A 20,769-nucleotide genomic window follows, 5' to 3' on the forward strand; every position below is an offset into this window, starting at 1 on the left:
AGCGGCGAGGAAGATCCGTTTGCGCTCGCCAAGCACCACGCACTGCTCGGTCAGGGGGCGGCACCGCCGCCCGGTCCTCGTACGGACACGGCACGGCGCAGGTCGTCGAGCCGGTCGGTGACCCCGCGCCGCAGGGCCGGTGCGGGGTTTCCGCGCTCCAGCCACCGCTCACCGGCCCCGAGGACTGCTGCGGACGCCGTGTGGGCGGGGAACGTGTGCCGGGCCAGCGCGGCGGCCACGGCGGGGCCCCGGCGTTCGGCGAGCGCGGTCGCCGCGTCGAACCAGCGCGGTGCGAACTCCTCGGTCACATCCGCCTGTTCGGGCTGCCAGAAGCCCTGGCCGGTGGCTGCAAGGAGCGGTACGGGCAGCTCGTCGCCGAACAGCGCGCGCCAAGCCGCCTCCTTGGCCGCCCTGCCGGGCAGCGCGGCCCGGCAGCGGGCGGCACCCTCGCGGCCGACGGCCGTGCGGTCGTCCGCCTCCAGCGCGTCGATCTCCTTCTCGTCCGCCGCCCCGAGCACACAGCGGCGCAGCAGGGCCCGCCAGCGGAGTTCGAGGTCGCCCTCGGGTACGTCCGGCAGCTCGTCGGCGGAGGTCGAGTCGATGAGGGTACGCAGGGCGGCCGCGTGCCGGTCCGTGCCAAGGAGGGCTCGGCACACGTCCGCGAGGCCGGCCAGCGCGGCCGGGCGCTGTCCCGGGTTCACGTATTGGTCGGCGACCGTGGTGCGGGCGAAGCCGAGAACGCTCTCGGTGAGAACCGGGTCGCTCTCGTACGGCAGGTGCCGGGCGACGAGCTCCAGGTAGGCGGTGGGCGGGAGTTCACCGTCGCGAACGAGGTCGCGGGCGACGGTCCACAGCACCGCGCGGGTCCCCGGGTCCTCGATCGACGACAACGACGCCGTGACGGCGGCCCATGAGCCGGCGTCGAGACGCACCTTGGCGTAGGTGAGATCACCGTCATTGGGCAGCAGCAGGACAGGGCGCCGCACGAGGTCGTACGTCCCACCGGGCTCGGCAAGGATCCGCTCACGCAGGACGAGGCGGCTCCGGTCGTCGTAGTCGTAGAGGCCGAGGGCGAGGCGGTGCGGTCGGGCGCCGGTGCTGCGCACGGCGAGGGTTGCATCGGCGTCCGTTCCGTCGGTGCGGGCGGAGCCGATGTGCCCGCGCGGGCACCCGGAGGCGACGCCGTCCGGCTCGCCCTCGCAGGCCCCACGGGCACACTCCGGCGCAGGCTCCGAGGAGGAACCGTCGCCCCAGAGTGCACACCCCGGGGCGACGCCTCCCGGCCCACCCCGGCGGGCCCCACCGGCACGGACCGGCGTCGGCTCCGGGACAGAGGTGACACCCTCGCCCACCCGCCCGCCGCCCGCGGCGACGCCGCCCAGCTCCCCCTCACGGGCACCACCGGCACGTTCCGGCGCAGGCTCCGAGGAGGAACCGTCGCCCCAGAGCGCACACCCCGGGGCGACGCCTCCCGGCCCACCCCGGCGGGCCCCACCGGCACGTTCCGACGTAGGTTCCGCGACGGAGGCGGCGCTCTCGGACACCCGTGTGCCGGTCGCGGTGACGCCGTCCGGCTCGCGGCCGGGCCAGGTCCCGCTCGGCCCCTCCGGGGCCCACTCCGCACGGATCGTGTCCACGCCAGTGGTCCGCAGCCACGCCTCCGCCCAGGTCCGCACATCGCGGCCGGACACCTCGGTCAGGGTGTCGACGAGGTCGGCGAGTGAGGCGTTGCCGAAGCGGTGGCGGGTGAGGTGGGCGTCGACTCCGGCGCGGAAGGTGGACTCGCCGAGCCAGACGGAGAGTTGGCGGAGGGCGGAGGCACCCTTGGCGTAGGAGATGCCGTCGAAGTTGAGGAGGGCGGCGGCCGTGTCGGGTACGGCGGCGGGGGCGACCGGGTGGGTCGAGGGGCGTTGGTCGGCGTCGTAGCCCCAGGTCTTGCGGTGGACCGTGAACTCGGGCCAGGCGCCGGTCACTTCATAAGCCATGAGGTCGGCGAACGACTCGTTCAGCCACAGGTCGTCCCACCAGCGCATGGTGACCAGGTCGCCGAACCACATGTGGGCCATCTCGTGCGCGAGGGTCTTGGTGCGGTAGCCGCGTTCGTACGGGGTGGGTTCGGAGCGGAAGAGGAAGGCTTCCTTGTACGCGACCAGGCCCGGGTTCTCCATCGCTCCGCCGTTGAACTCCGGTACGAAGATCTGGTCGTAGGAGTCGAACGGGTAGGGCTCGGCGAAGAGTTGAGCGTACCGGTCGAAGCAGCGTCGGGTGATCTCGAAAAGTTCGGCCGCATCGAGGTGCGGGGCGAGCGAGCGGCGGCAGTGCAGGCCGAAGGGCAGGTTCGCGTGCTCGGTGCGGACGGAGTGCCAGGAGCCCGCGGCCAGGGCGAAGAGGTAAGTGGAGAGGGGTGGCGTGGGCTCGAACTCCCAGATGTCCTCGCACAGTTCGGCGCCGACGCTGTTGCCGAGTGCCGTCCATCCGGCCGGCACGGCGGCCTGGACGTCGAAGACCGCCTTGAGGTCCGGCTGGTCGAAGCAGGCGAAGATCCGCTGGGCCTGGTCGAGGAACGCCTGGCTGTGGACGTATGTCTCGCCGTCGGCCGGGTCGGTGAAGCGGTGCAGACCCTCCCCCGTGCGGGAGTAGCGCATGTCTGCCTCGACCAGCAGGGTGTGCTCGCCCGACGTGAGGGTGAGCGGGAGACGCCCGTCGGTGAGTGTGGCCGGATCGAGTGGCCGCCCGTCGAGGACGGCCCTGTGGAGGGTCGAGGGCTTCAGCTCGACGAAGGTGTCGGCGCCCTCGCGGGCGGTGAAGCCGATCTCCGTACGGGAGCCGAACTCCTCGTCCCCGCCGGTGAGATCGAGGTGGACGGTGTAGCGGTGGACGGTCAGCAGCCGGGCCCGTGCCTCGGCCTCGGTTCGGGTCAGGGCGGGCACACTGTTCCTTAACTCAGTTCAATTCACAGGCAGTTACTCGGACTCGGCGGCCCACAGGCCCCGTACATGCCCGAGGTGCCGCGTCATGACGGCGCGTACGGCCTCCTTGTCGCGGGCGAGCAGCGCGTCGAGGAGTTCCAGGTGCTCCTCGGCGGAGTCCTCCAGGCGGCCCGCTTCGACGAGGGCGTTCAGGCCGTAGAGGCGGGAGCGCTTGCGCAGGTCGCCGACGACCTCGACCAGGTGCGCGTTGCCCGCGAGGGCGAGCAGTCCGAGGTGGAAGCGGATGTCGGCCTCGACGTACGCGATGAGGTCACCGGCCGCCGCAGCCGTCACGATCTCCTGGGCCACGGGCCGCAGGGCCTCAAGTGCGACCGGATCGGCCGTCGTGGCGAGCTCGACGGTGGTGGGGATCTCGATCAGCGAGCGGATGTGGGTGTATTCGTCGAGCTGCTTCTCGGAGACCGCGGTGACCCGGAAGCCCTTGTTCGGGACCGTGTCGACGAGGCCTTCCTTGGCGAGGTCGAGCATGGCCTCGCGCACCGGGGTCGCGGAGACGCCGAAGCGGGCGGCGAGGGTGGGCGCGGAGTAGACCTCGCCGGCGCGCAGTTCACCGGCGATCAGCGCGGCGCGCAGCGCGTCCGCGACACGCTCGCGGTAGCTGCTCTTCTTGCCGCCCAGCGAGGGCAGGTCGGGAGCGGCGGGCGGGGCGCTGGTGCGCTGGGCGGCCATGGGTCGTTGTCCTCCTGGTACGGGCATATGCAATGTCACGTGCTACCAGTATCTATGCGGCGGAGAGCATCGTGACCGTGCGGGTCCTGGTGTAGAAGTCGAGGGCCGCCTTGCCCTGCTCGCGCGGGCCGTGGCTGGAGGCCTTCTCGCCGCCGAAGGGCAGATGGAAGTCGACGCCGGTGGTGGGGGCGTTGACCTTGACCATGCCGGTGGCGAGCCGGTCGGCGCAGCGCAGGGCGGCGTCCAGGTCGGCGGTGTGCACGGACGAGACCAGGCCGTGGGCCACGGAGCCCGCGCAGGCGATCGCGGTGTCCAGGTCGGGCGCCGAGCTGAGCGCGGCGATCGGCCCGAAGACCTCTTCGGTGGCCAGCAGGTGGCCCTCGGGGAGCCGGTCCACGAGGGTCGGTGCGGCGTACCAGCCGTCGAGTCCGGCCGGGCGTACTCCCCCGGTCAGCAAGCGCCCCCCGGATGCCGCGGCGAGGACGGCGTCGCGGGCCGCGGCGGAGATGAGCGGGCCGCACACGGTGTCCGGGTCGGCGGGGTCTCCTGTGCGCAGGGCGTTCAGCGCGCCGATCAGGGCGTCCCGGAGCGGCCCCGGGTCGCCGACCGCGATGATCCGCTTGGTGGCCGTGCACTTCTGGCCCGCGAATCCGGCGACGGCGGCGGCGAGTTGCGCCGCGGTCGTCTCCACGTCGGCGTCGGGCAGCACGAGGGCGGCATTCTGGCCGCCCATCTCCGCCTGTACCGGAGTGCCGCTCGCGGTCGCGGCCTGTACGACGGCCCGGCCGACCGCGGTGGAGCCGGTGAAGGAGACGACGTCGGCGCCGTCGACCAGCGCCATGCCCTCCTCGGCCCCGCCGGGCACGACCGTGAACACGCTCTCCGGAAGCACTCCGTCGAGGAGTTCGGCGAGCCGCAGCGCGCAGGCGGTGGCGGGCGGTGCGGGCTTGAGCACGACCGCGTTGCCGGTGGCGAGCGCGGGCGCGGCCTTCCAGAGGGGGATGGCGAGCGGGAAGTTCCAGGGCGTGATCAGCCCGGCGACGCCGTGCGGGGCGCGCCGGGTGAACAGCAGTCCTGCCCCGGCCGCCGGTTCGTGGACGGAGCCGACCGGGTCGTAAGGCTGCTGTGCGTAGTAACGCAGGATCGCGACGGCGCGGGCGATCTCGCCGCGTGCTTCGGTGATGGGCTTGCCGACCTCGCGGACGACGAGCGCGGCGAGTTCGTCGCCCGCCTGCTCGACGCGCTCGGCAGCCGCGTGCAGGGCGGCGGCACGGCGCGCGGCGCCGCCCTGGGCCCAGAGGCGGGAGGCGGCACGGGCGCGCTCGACCGCGGCGAGCACACCCTGGCGTCCGGTGGCGGGCGTTTCGGTCAGGATGTCGGCGGGGCGGGCGGGGTTGTGGCTGACGACGAGGGTCATGTGGTGCGCTCCTGGGACCCGTGGGTCTAGAGGATGAGTCCGGCCGGGAACGGGTCGGAGGGGTCTGGAGGATGAATCCGGCGGGGAACGGGTCGGAGGGGTCTAGAGGATGAATCCGGCGGGGAAGGGGTCGGAGGGGTCCAGCAGGTACTGGGCGGTGCCGGTCACCCAGGCGCGACCGGTGAAGCTCGGCAGTACGGCCGGGATCCCGGCAACCTCGGTGGTGCCGAGCAGCCGTCCCGTGAACTGCGTCCCGATGAAGGACTCGTTCACGAACTCGGTGTTCAGGGGGAGTTCGCCGCGGGCGTGAAGCTGCGCCATGCGCGCGCTCGTACCCGTACCGCAGGGCGAGCGGTCGAACCAGCCGGGGTGGATCGCCATCGCATGGCGGGAGTGCCGTGCCGTGGCGCCGGGGGCGATGAGGTGGACGTGGTGGCAGCCGCGGATGGACGGGTCCTCGGGGTGGACGGGCTCCTCCTCCGCGTTGATCGCCTCCATCAGCGACAGACCGGCGGCGAGGATGTCGTCCTTGCGGGTCCGGTCGAAGGGCAGCCCGAACTGCTCCAGCGGCAGGATCGCGTAGAAGTTGCCGCCGTAGGCCAGGTCGTACGTCACCGTCCGGCCGTCGGAAAGCGTGATCTTGCGGTCGAGGCCTGCGGAGAACGAGGGGACGTTCTTCAGCGTCACCGCCTTCGCCGCGCCGTCCTCCACCGCGACCTCGGCGACGACGAGGCCCGCCGGGGTGTCCAGGCGGATGGTGGTGACGGGCTCGACGACCTCGACCATCCCCGTCTCGACGAGGACGGTGGCGACACCGATGGTCCCGTGGCCGCACATCGGGAGATAGCCGGAGACCTCGATGTAGATGACCCCGTAGTCGCAGTCGGGGCGGGTGGGCGGCTGGAGGATCGCGCCGCTCATCGCCGAGTGCCCGCGCGGCTCGTTCATCAGGAGCTGCTTGATGTGGTCACGGTGCTCACGGAAGTAGAGCCGGCGCTCGTTCATGGTCGCGCCGGGGATGGTGCCGATGCCGCCGGTGATCACCCGGGTCGGCATTCCCTCGGTGTGCGAGTCGACGGCGTGCAGGACGAGTTTGCTGCGCATGTCCGAGCTGCTCCCTTGAACGTGGGACACGGATGAAGAGGTGGAGGGGTGACGGGCGCGGCGGTCGGTGAGGGCCGCCCGTCGCGCCCGTCGGTCGGTGTGGGACCGGCCGCACCCGGTCCCGTACCACCGGCGACGGTCAGGCGAGACCGTCGGCGACGGCCTTCTCGGTCGCGGCGCGCACCGCGGCCTCCTGCTCCGGAAGCAGCGGGACCCGCGGCGGCCGGACCGGGCCGCCGTGCCGGCCGACGATGTCCATGGACAGCTTGATGGCCTGCACGAACTCGACCTTGGAGTCCCAGCGGTGCAGCGCGTGCAGCTTCCGGTAGAGCGGCAGCGCGGTCTTCAGATCGCCCTCGACCGCCGCGTGGTAGAGCTCCACGGTGGCCTTGGGCAGCGCGTTCGGGTAACCGGAGACCCAGCCCTTCGCGCCGGCGATCGCCAGCTCCAAGAGGACGTCGTCGGCGCCGATCAGGACGTCCAGCTCGGGGGCCAGCTCCTGGATCTGGTAGATGCGGCGTACGTCGCCGGAGAACTCCTTGACGCCGTGGATGTGGCCCGCGGCGTGCAGCTTCGCCAGCAGTTCGGGGACCAGGTCGACCTTGGTGTCGATGGGGTTGTTGTACGCCACGATCGGGACGCCCGCCTTGGCGACCTCCTCGTAGTGGGCGAGGACGGAGCGCTCGTCGGCGCGGTAGGCGTTCGGCGGCAGCAGCATCACGGACGCGCAGCCGGCGTCGCGGGCCTGCTCGGCCCAGCGGCGTGCCTCGGCGGAGCCGTAGGCGGCGACGCCGGGCATCACACGGGAGCCGCCGATGGCGGCCACGGCCGTCTCCACGACCTTGGCGCGCTCCTCGGGCGTGAGCACCTGGTACTCGCCGAGGGAGCCGTTCGGTACGACGCCGTCACAGCCGTTCTCGACGAGCCAGGCACAGTGCTCGGCGAACTTCTCGTAGTTGACGGAGAGGTCGTCGTTCAACGGAAGGGCCGTGGCGACGAGGACTCCGCGCCAGGGGCGGTTCTCGGTGGTGGTCATGAGCGGTCCCATCTCAATAGGGTGTGACATTTTACTGGCAGTCATGGGTTGCTGGTAATCAGCCATAGGTTGCTGGTAATCACGGGCCGAGGCGCCCTGCCCGGTGCGGGGCTCAGGGTTCCTCGGACTCCCCCGCGCGGGCCAGCACCCCGAGCGGTACGGGCCGGGCGAACGGCCGCCGTGACGGCGTGAGTTCGCATCCGGCGAGCCCCGCGACAGCGGGACCGCACACCCGGCCCTGGCACCAGCCCATACCGGCCCGGGTCAGCAGCTTCACCGTGCGTACATCGCCCGCGCCCAGTTCGCCGACGGCCTCGCGGATCGCACCGCCGGTGACCTCCTCGCAGCGGCAGACGACCGTGTCGTCGGTGATCAGCTCGGTCCAGTGCGCGGGCGGCGCGTAGGCGCCGTCGACGGCCGCGAAGAACTTCCGCAGTTTCGTACGGGTCCTCGCTGCGGCCGCCCAGCCGCGCGGGTCCGGTTCGGCGCCGGAGAGCCGGGCCGCGATCGAGCGTCCCGCGATGTGGCCCTCGGCGAGCGAGAGGGCGGCGCCGCCGATGCCGGTGGTCTCGCCGGCCGCCCAGACTCCGGGAACGTCGGTGCGCTGCTCGTCGTCGACGTGCACGTCGAGCCCGTCGATACGGCAGCCGAGCGCCTCCGCGAGGTCGGTGTGCGGCAGCATGCCGTGGCCGACGGCGAGCGTGTCGCAGGGGATGCGCCGTTCGGTGCCGGGCCGTACCCGGCCGTCGGCGTCGAGGGCGGCGATGGTCACGGCGCTCAGCCGGTCCCCGCCGTGCGCCTCGACCACGGTGTGGTGCACGAGGGTCTTCACCCGGTGCCGCAGCAGCTCGGCCGCGTACTGGGCGCCCTCCGCGATCTTGGCCGGATACGCCGCGAACGTCCCGCCCTGCCGCACGAACGCCTTCGGGTCCGCGGACTCCACGAGCGCGGCGACCTCGGCACCCGCCGCGGCGAGCCCGGTGGCGACCGGCAGCAGCAGCGGCCCGGTGCCCGCCACCACGGCGGTACGGCCCGGCAGGACCAGCCCGCCCTTGAGCATGGCCTGCGCGCCACCCGCGGTCACCACACCGGGCAGGGTCCAGCCGGGGAAGGGCAGCACCTTCTCGTATCCACCGGTGGCGAGCAGTACGGCGTCGGCGTGGACCTCGGCGGGCTCCTCCTGCTCGGGTCCGAGCAGGGCGTGGACGGTGAATCCGTTCAAGTCCGTTTCCACGAACCACACATGATGTTCCGTCAGGTGGACCACGCGTCCACTGGCGATGTGCGCGCCGAGTCCGTCGCGCAGCCGCTCCCAGGTGCGCCACTGGTGGTGCAGGGCCTGGGGGCGACGGGCGCCGAGGCCTTCGGCGGGCTGCCGGTAGAACTGGCCGCCGGCCTCCGCACCGGAGTCGATCACCGTCACGTGGACACCTCGCGCGGCGGCGGCGAGCGCGGCGGCGAGCCCCGCGGGGCCGGCGCCGATCACGGCCAGGCGGGTTCCCTCAGCCATCGTGACCGGTTCCTTCCTGTGTGCGGATGGCGTCCCCCGGGTTCAGCGGCAGCAGGCAAGCCCGTTGATTGGGGCGGCCGTTGACCGTCACCAGGCAGTCGAAGCAGACACCGATGCCGCAGAAGACGCCGCGCGGACGTCCTTCGCCCCGGGTGGTGCGCCAGGAGGTGACGCCCGCGGCCCAGAGTGCGGCGGCGACGGTCTGTCCGGGCAGGGCTTCGATCTCGCGTCCGTCGAGCGTGACCGTGAAGGCCGGTCCGGGCCGGGCGTCGGCCAGTTCCAGCGGGGTACGGGAACTCACTGGGCCTCCTCGGGCGCGGGAGAGGGGAAGCGGTCGGGCCGGAACGGTCCGAGGTCGAGATCCGGGGACTTGCCACTCAGCACCTGGGCGATCAAGTACCCGGTACCGGTCGCGAGCCCGATGCCCGCACCCTCGTGCCCGCAGGCGTGGAAGAGGCCCGGCACCCGCGCGTCGGGACCGATCGCGGGCAGATGGTCGGGCATATAGGGGCGGAAGCCCAGGTACCCGCGCATCGCCTTCACCTTCTCCAGGAAGGGGAAGAGGCGCGTGGCGCCCCCGGCGAGGGCCCGGGCGACCGGCAGCGAGAACGTCCGGTCGAAGCCGACCCGTTCACGGCTCGCGCCGATCAGCACGGGCCCCGCGGCCGTCCCCTCCACGACCGGCGAGGTCTGCAGTGCGGCCGAGTCGCTCGCGACGTCGGCCACATAGTCGGCGGCGTACACCTTGTGGCGGATCATGCGGGGCAGAGGTTCGGTGACGAGGACGAAGCCTCTCCGGGGAAGCACGGGAAGGGAGACTCCGGCGAGCGCGGCCAGCTCTCCGCCCCAGGTACCGGCCGCGTTCACGACGACCGGGGCGTGGATCTCCCCCTTGTCCGTACGGACACCGCGCACCGCTCCGTCCGCCGTGCGCAGCACCTCCGTGACCGTCCGGCCGGTGAGCAGGCGGGCACCCGAGGCGCGTACGAGATGGGCGGCGGCCAGCGTCGGCATCACCTGGGCGTCCTGCGGGTAGTGGACGGCGCCCGCGAGGCCGGGCGCCAAGTGGGGCTCCAGGTCGTGGAGTTGACCGGCGGCGACCGTTGCGGCCTCGACCCCGGCGGCGCGCTGCCCGACCGCGAAGGTCTCCAGCGCGGCCAGCCCCTCGGGCGTGGCTGCCACGACGAGGCCGCCCTTGGCCTCGTACTCGATGGCCTCCCCCACCTCCTGGGCGAGGTCGGTCCACAACCTCCCCGAGAGCAGGGCGAGTTCCAGCTCGGGGCCCGGCTCCTTGTCGGAGACGAGCAGATTGCCCTCGCCCGAGCCGGTGGTACCGCCGGCCACCGGGCCGCGGTCCACGAGGACGACGTCCAGGCCCGCCCGAGCCGCGTAGAGGGCGCTTGCCGCGCCCACCATTCCGGCTCCGACGACCACGACATCGCAGGTCAGTCGCTTGGTCACGTCAGTACTATGTCACATGTTTCCTTTTCGGCCAAGGGCATCTAGGCTCGGTCACGCCTCACCCGAAACCCGAAAAAGACTGCAGAAGAAGGTGCCTGACCGTGGCCAAGGGTCGAAAGAACGGCCTCTACCAAGGTGTCTCCGCGGAGCTCTCCGCCCTGATGAGGACGGGCTGGGCCGACACCGAAAAGCGTGACCTCCAGCCGAACGAACAGACGCCCTACGCGGCCCGCCGCCGCGCCGCGCTCTCCGCCCGCTTCCCGGGCGAGCGCCTCGTCGTCCCCTCCGGAAGCCTCAAGACCCGCTCGAACGACACCCCCTACCCGTTCCGCCCGTATTCCGGCTATGTCCATCTGACGGGGGATCAGGCCCGGGACGGGGCCCTGGTGTTGGAGCCGCGCGCGGACGGCGGTCACGACGCGCACTGCTACCAGCTCCCCCGCGACACCCGGGACAGCGACGAGTTCTGGACGGGCAAGACGGCCGAGCTGTGGATGGGCCGTCGTCGCTCCCTCGCCGAGTCGGAGCGAGTGCTCGGCCTGCCGTGCCGTGACATCCGTACGATCGCCGAGGACTTGAAGGACACCGGCGTACCGACCCGTCTCGTACGGGGCCACGACGCCGTGCTCGACGCAGCGCTTGCCACGGACGACGAGCGGGACGCCGAGTTCGAAGAGGCGGTGTCCGGGCTGCGGTTGGTCAAGGACGCGTGGGAGATCGGCGAGATGCGCCGCGCCGTGGACGCCACCGTGCGCGGATTCACCGATGTCGTACGGGAGTTGTCGCAGGCGGTCGCCACCTCCGAGCGGTGGATCGAGGGCACCTTCTTCCGCCGCGCCCGCGTCGAGGGCAACGACGTCGGCTACGGCTCCATCTGTGCCGCCGGCGAGCACGCCACGATCATGCACTGGACGGACAACGACGGCCCGGTCCGGCCGGGCGAACTCCTCCTGCTCGACGCGGGCGTGGAGACCCGCACCCTCTACACCGCCGACGTCACGCGCACGCTCCCCATCGACGGCACGTTCACCCCGCTCCAGCGCGAGATCTACGACGCGGTGTACGAGGCCCAGGAGGCCGGCATGGCCGCTGTGAAGCCTGGCGCGGACTACCGGGACTTCCACGAGGCGGCTCAGCGGTCGATGGCCGAGCGCCTCGTGGCGTGGGGCTTCATCGAGGGCCCGGCCGAGCGGGCGTACGAACTCGGTCTGCAGCGGCGCTTCACCATGGCGGGCACCGGCCACATGCTGGGACTCGACGTCCACGACTGCGCGAAGGCCCGAAACGAGGAGTACGTCGACGGAGTACTGGAACCGGGCATGGTGCTCACCGTCGAGCCCGGCCTCTACTTCCAGCCCGACGACCTGACGGTGCCCGAGGAGTGGCGTGGCATCGGCGTCCGGATCGAGGACGACCTGCTGGTGACGGCGGACGGGTACGAGAACCTGTCGGCGGGGCTCCCGCGCTCGGCCGCCGAAGTGGAGGCGTGGATGCGGGAGTTCGCCGGATAGCGCCCAGCCGGTTCAGATCCTGCTCTCGGTCACCGGTTCAGATCCCGCTCTCGGTCACCGTGTCAGATCCTGCTCTCCGTCGCCGTGTCCGCAGACAGCCGCTGGGCCACGTAGATCGGAATCACCGAGAGCAGGACGAGGACCGCCGCCACGACGTTCACGACCGGTGCCTGTTGGGGCCGTGTCATGTTGTTGAAGATCCAGATCGGCAGGGTCTCGATGCCGGGTCCGGCCGTGAACGTCGTCACCACGATCTCGTCGAAGGAGAGCGCGAAGGCGAGCAGTCCGCCCGCGAGGAGCGCCGAGCGGATCAGCGGGAAGGTGATGTCGACGAAGGCCCGGAAGGTGTCGGCTCCCAGGTCCATGGCCGCTTCCTCGTAACTGCCGGAGGTGCGGCGCAGTCTCGCGACGACGTTGTTGAAGACGACGACGATGCAGAAGGTGGCATGGCCGACGACCACGGTGAACATGCCGAGGCCGACGCCGAGCGGCTCGAGTACGGTGCTGAACGCCGAGTTGAGCGCGATGCCGGTTACGATGCCGGGCAGCGCGATCGGCAGGACGACCACGAAGGAGATGGCGTCGCGGCCGAAGAAGCGGTGCCGGGCCACCGCGAACGCGATCAGCGTGCCGAGCACCAGGGCGATGGCGGTGGCGCCGAGCCCCGCTTTGACGGAGACCCAGAGCGCCTCGCGGGCGCCCGTGTTCTCCCAGGCGACCGACCACCAGTGGAAGGTGAGCCCTGGCGGCGGCCAGCTCGCGCTGCGGTCCGGGTTGAAGGAGTTGACCAGGACGAGCGCGAGCGGGACGTAGATGACCGCGAAGCCGAGCCCTGCGGCGACGCGCAGCGCGATGCGCGCGGAACGGGACAGTTGCACAGCGGGCTCCTCAGAGACTGCTCAGGGCGCCGGTGCGGCGCATCGCGAGCAGGTAGAGCACGATGACCACGACGGGCACGGTGCCGAGCGCGGCGGCCATGGGCAGGTTGAGTTCGATGTTGGAGTAGACGAGGTTGCCGATGAGCTGGCTCTTGCCGCCGACGATCTGCACGGTGATGTAGTCGCCGAGGCTGAGCGAGAAGGTGAAGACCGAGCCGGCCGCCACGGACGGCAGGACCATCGGCAGGACCACGGAGCGGAAAGTGCGTCCGGCGCGCGCACCCAAGTCCGCCGACGCGTCAAGCAGGTTGGCGGGCAGCTGCTCCAGTGCCGTGTGGATCGGCAGGATCATGTACGGCAGCCAGAGGTAGGTCAGCGCGATGACCGTCGCGGTCAGCCCGTACCCCGGTCCGCTCAGCCCCAGCGGCTTCAACATCCAGTCGGCGAGGCCTCCCTGAGAGAGGATCAGCCGCCAGGCGTACACCTTGACGAGGTAACTCGCCCACAGCGGCGTGAGGATGGCGACCACGAGCAGCGGGCGCCACTTCGGCTTGGCGATCCGGGCCGTGAAGAAGGCGACCGGGAAGGCGATCACCGCGCACAGGGCGGTGACCGCGAGCGCCACGCCGACGCTGCGCAGGATCACCTGGCGGAAGACGGGTGTGGTGAACAGCGCCTCGAAGTTGTCGGTCGCCCAGACCTTCACGACCTCGGAGGTGAACGAGTCCGTCGTCCAGAACGCCGAGATGAACAGCACGGCCAGTGAGCCGAGGTAGAGCACCGCCAGCCAGAGCAGCGGGGCGGTCAGCAGCAGGGACAGCCTGAGCCGGGGTCGGCGGTGCAGGGTCCCGGCGAGCCGCCGGACGGGGGACCGTCCGGCGGCCTGCACGGAAGAAGTCATCGCTCAGCCCTTGATCTCGGTCCAGGCCTGGACCCACTTGGCGTAGGGCACGCACTTCACGTCGGTGCGTCCGTCGAGGCACTGCTCGATGGGCGTGTTCCAGAACGCGATGTTCTTGAAGTAGCTCTCGTCGGTGGCGTGGAAGGTGTCGCAGAAGCTCGCGTCGCTGGTCTCGTCGCACGCCTTGGCGTTGGCGGGGGCCTCACCGAAGTACTCGGCGACCTGGGCGTTCACCTTCGGCGAGATGATCCAGTCCATCCACTTGTAGGCGCAGTTGGGGTGCTCGGCCTTCGCGGAGAGCATCCAGGTGTCGGACCAGCCGGTGGAGCCCTCCTTCGGCACGATCGCCTTCACCTTGGCGCCCTCGCCCTCGGCGAGGTTGGCGATGACCTGCCAGGTGGTGCCGACCACGGAGTCACCGCTCTTGAAGGCGGAGATCTCCTTGAGGTAGTCGCTCCAGTACTCGCCGACGTTGGCGTTCTGCTTCTTCAGCAGGTCGACGGCGGCGTCGAACTGGTCCTGGTCCAGCGCGTAGGGGTCCTCGATCTTCAACTCCGGCTTGGTCGCCTTGAGATACAGGGCGGCGTCGGCGATGTAGATCGGGGAGTCGTACGCCGTGACGTGGCCCTTGTACTGGGACGCGTCGTCGAAGACGGCCGACCAGGAGGTGGGTGCGGGCGAGACCTTCTCGGTGTTGTACATCAGCAGGTTGGCGCCGCGCCCGTGCGGAATGCCGTACGCCGTACCGTCGACGGAGTTCCACGCCTGCTGCTTCAGGCCGCTGAAGACGTCCTTGTAGTTGGGCACGAGGTCGGTGTTGACGGGGGCCGCGTCGCCGGAGGCTATGAGGCGCAGGGACGCGTCGCCGGAGGCGGAGACGGCGTCGTACTGGCCGGTCTTCATCAGCTTGACCATCTCGTCGGAGCTGGCCGCGGTCTTCGTGTTGACCTGACAGCCGGTCTGCTTCTCGAAGTCGCTGACCCAGTCGACCTCGGGGTCGTTGGAGCCGTCCTCGACATAGCCGGCCCAGGCGATGAGGTTGACCTCGCCCTCGGTCTTGCCGAGCTCGGACTGAGCCTTGAGGTCAGGGGGGTTGAGGCCGGTGGACGAGGACGAGCCCGAGTCGGACGATCCGCAGGCCGTGGCCGCGAGGAGCGCCGCGACGGCTACCGCGGCTTTGGTGGTTCGGTTGAGGCGCACGAGTGTCTCCATACGTGAGGGGCCTGGCGTGGTGGGGATCAGCGGGCGTCCGGCACCTTGAAGCTGTGGCGGCGGTGCCACTGGAGCCGGACGCGGGTGCCGCGGTAGGCGGCGACGTCCTCGGAGGAGGTCTCCAGGTTCTGCTGGAGCGCGGTCAGGCGTCCTCCCGCGTCGAGGTCCACGAGGAAACGGGTGGCGTCGCCCAGATAGACGACCTCGACGACGGTGCCGGTGGCGGTGGAGTGCTCCGGCTCGTCCGCGATGGCGGACTCCTTCAGAACCCGGATCTTCTCGGGCCTGATGCTGTAGGTGCCCGGGGCGCCGACGACCTGCTCGGCGGACGCTCCTTCGAGCAGGTTCGAGGTGCCGACGAAGCCCGCGACGAAGGGGGTGGCGGGCCGTTCGTAGATCTCGGCCGGGGTGCCGACCTGCTCGATCCGGCCCTGGTTGAAGACGGCGATGCGGTCGCTCATCGTCAGGGCCTCCTCCTGGTCGTGGGTGACGAAGACGAAGGTGATGCCGACCTCGCGCTGGATCGCCTTGAGTTCGACCTGCATCTGCTCGCGCAGCTTGAGGTCGAGCGCGCCGAGCGGCTCGTCGAGGAGCAGCACCCGGGGGCGCCCGACGAGGGCGCGGGCGAGCGCGACGCGCTGCCGCTGGCCGCCGGAGAGCTGGGCGGGACGGCGGTCGCCGAAGCTTTCGAGGCGTACGCCCGCGAGCGCCTCGCGGGCCCGCTCGATCCGCTCGGCCTTGGGCACCTTGCGGACCTTGAGGCCGTACGCGATGTTCTGCGCCACAGTCATGTGCGGGAACAGCGCGTAGTCCTGGAAGACGGTGTGGACGTCCCGCTCGAACGGGGCGAGGCCTGTGACCTCCTGGCCCGCCAGCTCGATGCGGCCCGAGGTCGGGCTCTCGAAGCCCGCGATCATCCGCAGGACCGTGGTCTTGCCGGAGCCGGACGGACCGAGCATCGAGAAGAACTCTCCGTCGGCAATGTCCAGATCGACTCCGGCCACGGCGGTCGTCTCACCGAACGCCTTGCGCAGACCCTGGAGCCGGATCGCAGTTGCCTCCATGGGCGGGAACCTTTCTGGTGCACTCGAACGTTGAGTGGAAAGATATGAAGTCATAGTTCAAACTTCAAGACCCCCTTAGAGTAAAGGTTGAGTCAACGGACAAGGCGGTGACCGTGAAGCAGCACAACGGCGAAGGCGTCCGGCGAGCCGTTTTCACCCCGGTGGACAACCGGGCCCGGGTCGACACGGTCGTGAGCAGGCTCGGCGACGCCATCGAGCTCGGCCTGCTCGCCGACGGGGAGCAGCTGCCCGGCGAGAGCGAGCTGGCCGGACAGCTCGGCGTCTCCACCGTGACCCTGCGTGAGGCCCTGATGGCGCTGCGGCAGCAGGGTCTTGTCATCACCCGCAGGGGGCGCGGCGGCGGCAGCTTCGTGTCGCTCCCCGAGGACCCCAGTGAGGACCGGCTCAGGGCCCGGCTGGCCGCCTGGAGTACCGAGGAGCTGCGCGACCTGGGCGACCACTGGGCCGCCGTGTCGGGCGCGGCGGCCAGGCTCGCGGCGCAGCGCACGGAGCCTGGTGACCTACAGCAACTGCGGCGCACGCTGGACGAGTTGGCCTCCGCCGAGGAGGCTGCCGCGCGCAGCCGCGTCTACGGCCGGTTTCATGTCGAGCTGGCAGCGGCGGCACAGTCCGCCAGGCTGACCCGCGAACAGGTCGCCCTCCAGACGGAGGTGGGGGCTCTGTTGTGTCTCGTGCTCGGGAACGACGAATATCGTGAAGAGGTCTCGGACCGTCACCGCTCCGTAATCTCGGCGGTGCAGGATGGGGCCCACGAATCGGCCAGAGCGCTGGCCGAGCGGTGCGTGCAGGACTCGACGGCGCGGCTCATCACCCTGCGCCTCGCGATGCCACGCACCGCGTCCGGTCCCCGTCCGCTGGAGGGCACCCATGAGCAGGAGCCCCGCCCCGGCCGGCGCCGCGGCGACGCTTGACGCGACACCGGAGGCGGCCGTGGCCGCACAGGTCCGCTCCACCGTGGAAGCCGTTTTCGAGGCCGTCGCCGCCACCCGGGCCGATACGGCGGCCCTGCTCACCAGGGTCGCCGCGCAGGGCCGTCGTCCCGCGAGCGCGGACCTGGCCGCGCTGCGCCCCGGGCTCCACCTCCGGCTCGCCCGCCAGGAGTTGGTGTCGGGCGTCGGGTTCGTCGCCGCGCCGGGCCTGCTGAGCGACGTACCGGCGTGGCTGGAGTGGTGGCAGCAGGGCGCCGGCGGGGACGTACGACCGCTGCTGCTCGACCTCGACCCGCAGCACTCGGCGTACTCCGACTACACGCACTGGGACTGGTTCGCCCTCCCCCGCGACACCGGGCAGCGCGCCGTCGCCGGGCCCTATGTGGACTACCTCTGCTCCGACGAGTACAGCCTGACGCTGTCCGCGCCCGTGCATGTGGAGGGCGACTTCGTGGGGGTCGCCGCGGCCGACGTCTATCTGCGGCACTTCGAGTCGGCGGTGATCCCGCTGCTCCAACGGCTGCCGGGGGCGGCCTACTTGGTGAACGCGCGGGGGCGGGTGGCCGCGTCCGCAGATCCCGCACATCTGGCCGGGTCGCTCACCAAGGGGCCGGACTTCGGATCCGTGCTGACGCGGGCGCGGGCCGAGAGCTTCGAGGGGATGCGGCTGGTTCCCTGCGACGGGGTTCCGCTCGTGCTGGTGGTGCCGCACGTGTCGCCGCACCACTGAACGGCGCATCTACCCCGTGGCCCCCAAGGGCTCACACCGCCCGCAGCTCCGCCACGCCGTTCCGGGTCTTGCGCGCCTTGCGGGGGCCTGTCGCCGCCTGCCGCGCCTCGCGCAGGACCAGTGTCATCCGCGTGTAGCCCATGTCCTGAAGGGACTTGGGGGTGTCGCCGACGATCCGGCAGTCCGTACGACCCCAGCGCGGGTCGGGGTGCAGCAGCGGGCGCACGGCGCCGTCGGGCTCGACGCCGTCCGGGCCGACCGCGCGGATCCAGTGCGGCAGACCGTGCCGGTAGGCGACGTCCATGATCGGGTCCTGGGCGATGTCCCGGCGGATCGACTGCAGTGCGCGGTCCTGGTCGTGCCGCTCGACGGCGGCCGCGAAGTGGGCCAGCATCGGCAGACACCAGCTCGACTCGTGCTCGCCCAGGACGGTGCTCGCGTCCGGATGGAACAGTACGAACCGGAGGAAGTTGTCGCCCGGCATGGCCGTCGGGTGCGGTGCGACCCCGGCGAAAAGTGTCTCGAACGCGTCGTTGCACAGGACGACGTCCCAGCGGTGGTCGAAGACGACGGAGGGGAACGGGACGGCCCCGAGAAGAGCGGCGTAGTCCTGGAGATACGCCTGAGCTTCGAGACTCTCGGGGACAGGTCGCGGCTGGGACCGCTGCCATCCTGCCTGGTACGCCATCGGGAGGTCACCCCTCTTGCCTCTGCGGCCTTCACGCGGCGCCCTGATCCTGCTGCCCGGAATACAGTCGTGTCAACTATCGTGGCATTTGACGCCTGTTGACGGCTGAATCTCGCCACAGTTGTGGCGAGACCTGGATGTGAGTTCGAGCTAGGGGCTAGTCTCCCGATGGTTCCTGACCATCATGAGAGCGAACTGAGAAGAGATGTAGGAGATCTGTCGGTGACGGATGGCTTCGAAGTTCCGGGCGCCACGGCGACGGTTCTGCTGCAGGCCGTCGTGGCCCGGGTCACCACACTCGCCGACCGGCTCGGGGTGCAGCAGGCCGAGGTCTTCGACCTCCGGCGCCTGTCGGCCGAGTCCGGCGTTCCCGACCTCGTGGTGCGAGCCCTGCTGAGCGGCCGCCGCGCCGGGGAACCCGATCTGCAGGCCCGTTTCCTGCAGCGACTGGACCTGCTGCGCCGCACCCGGCTCAAGCCGAACGGCCGCCGGTACACGCAGCAGGAGATCGCGGACGGCGCCGGCATGTCGCGGCAGCAGGCCGGGGCCCTCATCAATGGCGACCGACGCCCCACCATGGAGCACTGCGACGCCATTCAGCGCTTCTTCAGGGTGCACGCCGGGTTCCTCACGGCCGAGGACTCGGAGGCGCTCGTGGGCGCCCTCCAGCGCTCGGAGCAGGAGCTGCTGCAACGGCTCGCCGACCGTGAGCGCGCGGCCGCCTCGGTGGCCGCCGACCCGCTGGAGCGGCTGCTCCTCGACCACGGTGTCCGCGGAATCGCCTGGCGGGCCGCTCAGTTGCCCACCGACCAGCACCGGGACAAGGTCGCCGAGTGGCTGGACATGCTCTTGGAAAGCGTCAAGCGGCCCGAGTCGTGAGCACGGGGAGAACTGTGGGCATCCGAAGGGAAATGCGCCGCCTGTGCGGGGAGTTGGTCGGAGAACTGACCCTCCCGGCACCGGCGGAACCCGCCGACCTCTACGCGGAGCTGTGCGACGCCATGAGCAGACGTCGCGGCCGCCCCGTCCAGTTCCGCACGGCGGCGTTCCCGCCCGGGACCGCCAGTGGGCTCTGGCTCGACATGGCCGAGCAGGACCTCGTCGTCATCGAGGAACGCACCGCGCCCGACCACCAGTTGGTGATCCTGGGCCACGAGCTGTGGCACATGCAGGCCGGGCACTGCAGTCACCACGTCGAGGGCGCGGCCGTCGCGGCCCGCTTACTCAACGACTCCGCGGACCTCCAGGAGACCGTCCTCAAGGTCGCCGCGCGCACCCGGTCGCACCTCGCGGACGAGGCGGAGGCGGAGAGCTTCGGTCTGTTGCTCGCCAGCAAGTGCCGTACGTGGCTTGCCGGTTCGTCGCTGCGCAGGCCAGTGCGGCGCGATGGACTCGCGGGCCGGATCGAGGCGTCGCTCGGCTACCGCGGGCCGCAGGGCTGAGGCCGCGTGCACGACTCCAGCTACTACGTACCGGCGGCCGCGATGGCGGTCGCCCTCGTCATCAAGGGCCCTTCGGTGCTGCGCGGCCGGCGCGACCCGCTGCTGCGGTCGGCCTACGCACTGATCCTCCTCGCCGGCCTGGTGTTCTTCTTCGCGGCCCCGCCGACGATCGGCTGGGTCAACCGCGCCACCGGGGTCTCGAACTTCTCCGTGGCGATCGTGTACTCCCTGCTGAGCGCCTTCAGCGCCTCCTGCCTGGTGCTGCTGATCAACTGGCGCGGCGGACCGAACACGCGGCTCGTCTCGCGCCGTTGGATCGCCGGGTACGCCGTGGTCATCGCGGCGACGGTGGTGCTCTTCGCGCTGGGCCACGCGCCCATGGAACGCCGGCGGGACTTCGACACCTACTACGCCAACACGCCGTACATGCGCGAGATGATCGTGCTGTACCTCACGGCACTCGCCGTCGCGAACGTCTCGATGACCGTGGTGTGCTGGCGCTGGGCCCTCAAGGTAAGCGGCTGGCTGCGCGTCGGGCTGCTGGTCATGAGTGTCGGCTTCCTGTCCAACATCGGTTTCGCGGCGGCCAAGCTGATCGCCGTCAACGCCCGCTGGAACGGCGGGAACCTCGACTACCTGAGCACCTACTTCGCACCCACGCTGTCCGCCGCCGGAGAACTCGTCTGCGCCATCGGCTTCTGCGTCCCGATGGCCTGCCAGCGCATCGGGGACGTGTGGAGCACGTGGTCGACGTACCGTCGACTCGGGCCGCTGTGGCGGGAGTTGCGGCCGGCGGGGGACCACGGCCACCGCGCCGTGCGGATCGCCTGGTGGGCGCCCGCCGAACTCCAGGTGACCCAGCGGGAGTCCGACATCCACGACGGGATGCTCGCCCTGTACCCCTACTTCGACCCCGAGGTGCGCGCGCGTGCATACGACGCCGCCGTGGCCGCGGGCTCCGGCCCGGACCGGGCGCGGGCCGAGGCCGACGCGACGATGGTGACGGCGGCGCTGCGGGCCAGGGCGGACGATCCGGAGGGCAAGGTCGTCAGCGCCCCGTCCTCCGCCTCCGCCTCGGCGGGCGGTCCCCGGGACCTGGTGGGGATGTCCATCGCCCTGCGCCGGTCCCCCGTCGTCGCGACAGCGCGGGAACGGATCGAGGCCGGGGCGGCGACGGGGTCCCGCGAGCGGATCGGATGAGCACCG

At 71.2% G+C, this 20,769-nt stretch carries 19 protein-coding genes; 6 read left to right on the top strand and 13 right to left on the bottom strand.

Features of this window, described 5'->3' with window-relative positions; all coding sequences use genetic code 11:
* Positions 1-50: 50 nt before the first annotated feature.
* The 8 genes from pepN to OG246_RS36455 all read right to left on the bottom strand — a co-directional run bounded on the left by pepN (position 51) and on the right by OG246_RS36455 (position 10,187).
* A complete protein-coding gene (gene pepN / locus OG246_RS36420; protein WP_266473037.1) occupies positions 51-2,930 on the bottom strand; it encodes an aminopeptidase N in 2,880 nt (959 codons plus the stop codon).
* Between the two features lie 33 nt (positions 2,931-2,963).
* A complete protein-coding gene (locus OG246_RS36425; RefSeq protein WP_266473038.1) occupies positions 2,964-3,659 on the bottom strand; it encodes a GntR family transcriptional regulator in 696 nt (231 codons plus the stop codon).
* A 52-nt stretch (positions 3,660-3,711) separates the two neighbouring features.
* Entirely contained in the window at positions 3,712-5,076 is a 1,365-nt protein-coding gene (locus tag OG246_RS36430; protein ID WP_266473039.1) for an aldehyde dehydrogenase, read from the bottom strand.
* 102 nt (positions 5,077-5,178) lie between these two features.
* Positions 5,179-6,180, bottom strand: a complete 1,002-nt coding sequence (locus OG246_RS36435; RefSeq protein ID WP_266473040.1) for a proline racemase family protein — start codon at positions 6,178-6,180, stop codon at positions 5,179-5,181.
* A gap of 139 nt (positions 6,181-6,319) precedes the next feature.
* Positions 6,320-7,216: a dihydrodipicolinate synthase family protein gene (locus tag OG246_RS36440; protein ID WP_266473041.1), complete on the bottom strand. Its 897-nt coding sequence runs from the start codon at positions 7,214-7,216 to the stop codon at positions 6,320-6,322.
* A 112-nt stretch (positions 7,217-7,328) separates the two neighbouring features.
* The gene (locus OG246_RS36445; RefSeq protein WP_266473042.1) at positions 7,329-8,726 is read right to left on the bottom strand and encodes an FAD-dependent oxidoreductase; all 1,398 of its coding nucleotides are present in this window, start codon (positions 8,724-8,726) and stop codon (positions 7,329-7,331) included.
* Positions 8,719-9,027, bottom strand: coding sequence for a (2Fe-2S)-binding protein (locus OG246_RS36450; protein ID WP_266473043.1), 309 nt, complete (start codon positions 9,025-9,027; stop codon positions 8,719-8,721). The genes OG246_RS36445 and OG246_RS36450 overlap by 8 nt, the downstream gene beginning before the upstream one ends.
* A complete protein-coding gene (locus OG246_RS36455; RefSeq protein ID WP_266473044.1) occupies positions 9,024-10,187 on the bottom strand; it encodes an FAD-binding oxidoreductase in 1,164 nt (387 codons plus the stop codon). Before OG246_RS36455 ends, OG246_RS36450 begins: the two co-directional genes overlap by 4 nt.
* 101 nt (positions 10,188-10,288) lie before the next feature.
* Here OG246_RS36455 and OG246_RS36460 point away from each other — a divergent pair, with 101 nt between their 5' ends.
* On the top strand, positions 10,289-11,698 hold the full coding sequence (locus OG246_RS36460) for an aminopeptidase P family protein (RefSeq protein ID WP_266473045.1): 1,410 nt from the start codon (positions 10,289-10,291) through the stop codon (positions 11,696-11,698).
* Positions 11,699-11,760: 62 nt separating this feature from the next.
* On the opposite strand, the gene OG246_RS36465 is transcribed toward OG246_RS36460, so the two are convergent.
* The 4 genes from OG246_RS36465 to OG246_RS36480 are packed head-to-tail and all read right to left on the bottom strand — an operon-like array spanning position 11,761 to position 15,753.
* On the bottom strand, positions 11,761-12,576 hold the full coding sequence (locus OG246_RS36465; RefSeq protein WP_266473047.1) for an ABC transporter permease: 816 nt from the start codon (positions 12,574-12,576) through the stop codon (positions 11,761-11,763).
* A 10-nt stretch (positions 12,577-12,586) separates the two neighbouring features.
* On the bottom strand, positions 12,587-13,477 hold the full coding sequence (locus OG246_RS36470) for an ABC transporter permease (RefSeq protein WP_266473048.1): 891 nt from the start codon (positions 13,475-13,477) through the stop codon (positions 12,587-12,589).
* 3 nt (positions 13,478-13,480) lie between these two features.
* Positions 13,481-14,677, bottom strand: coding sequence for an ABC transporter substrate-binding protein (locus OG246_RS36475; RefSeq protein ID WP_323178362.1), 1,197 nt, complete (start codon positions 14,675-14,677; stop codon positions 13,481-13,483).
* 38 nt (positions 14,678-14,715) lie between these two features.
* Entirely contained in the window at positions 14,716-15,753 is a 1,038-nt protein-coding gene (locus tag OG246_RS36480) for an ABC transporter ATP-binding protein (RefSeq protein ID WP_266473050.1), read from the bottom strand.
* Between the two features lie 107 nt (positions 15,754-15,860).
* Here OG246_RS36480 and OG246_RS36485 point away from each other — a divergent pair, with 107 nt between their 5' ends.
* Positions 15,861-16,685: a FadR/GntR family transcriptional regulator gene (locus tag OG246_RS36485; protein WP_266473051.1), complete on the top strand. Its 825-nt coding sequence runs from the start codon at positions 15,861-15,863 to the stop codon at positions 16,683-16,685.
* Complete coding sequence (locus tag OG246_RS36490) at positions 16,642-17,433, top strand: cache domain-containing protein (protein ID WP_266473053.1); 792 nt, start codon at positions 16,642-16,644, stop codon at positions 17,431-17,433. The genes OG246_RS36485 and OG246_RS36490 overlap by 44 nt, the downstream gene beginning before the upstream one ends.
* Positions 17,434-17,464: 31 nt before the next feature.
* Here the strand turns inward: OG246_RS36490 and OG246_RS36495 are convergent, their stop codons facing one another.
* Positions 17,465-18,121 (bottom strand): hypothetical protein, encoded by a 657-nt coding sequence (locus tag OG246_RS36495; RefSeq protein ID WP_266473055.1) that lies wholly within the window; start codon positions 18,119-18,121, stop codon positions 17,465-17,467.
* Positions 18,122-18,343: 222 nt separating this feature from the next.
* Here OG246_RS36495 and OG246_RS36500 point away from each other — a divergent pair, with 222 nt between their 5' ends.
* The 3 genes from OG246_RS36500 to OG246_RS36510 are packed head-to-tail and all read left to right on the top strand — an operon-like array spanning position 18,344 to position 20,763.
* The gene (locus tag OG246_RS36500) at positions 18,344-19,000 is read left to right on the top strand and encodes a helix-turn-helix transcriptional regulator (protein ID WP_266473057.1); all 657 of its coding nucleotides are present in this window, start codon (positions 18,344-18,346) and stop codon (positions 18,998-19,000) included.
* Positions 19,001-19,032: 32 nt separating this feature from the next.
* A complete protein-coding gene (locus OG246_RS36505) occupies positions 19,033-19,563 on the top strand; it encodes a toxin-antitoxin system, toxin component (protein WP_266474966.1) in 531 nt (176 codons plus the stop codon).
* A 6-nt stretch (positions 19,564-19,569) separates the two neighbouring features.
* Positions 19,570-20,763 carry an MAB_1171c family putative transporter gene (locus OG246_RS36510; RefSeq protein ID WP_266473058.1) on the top strand — a complete coding sequence of 398 codons (1,194 nt, stop codon included), beginning with the start codon at positions 19,570-19,572 and terminating at the stop codon, positions 20,761-20,763.
* The last annotated feature ends 6 nt before the right edge of the window (positions 20,764-20,769 follow it).

The sequence above is a fragment of the Streptomyces sp. NBC_00620 genome, assembly GCF_026341825.1.
In the GTDB taxonomy this organism is placed as follows: domain Bacteria; phylum Actinomycetota; class Actinomycetes; order Streptomycetales; family Streptomycetaceae; genus Streptomyces.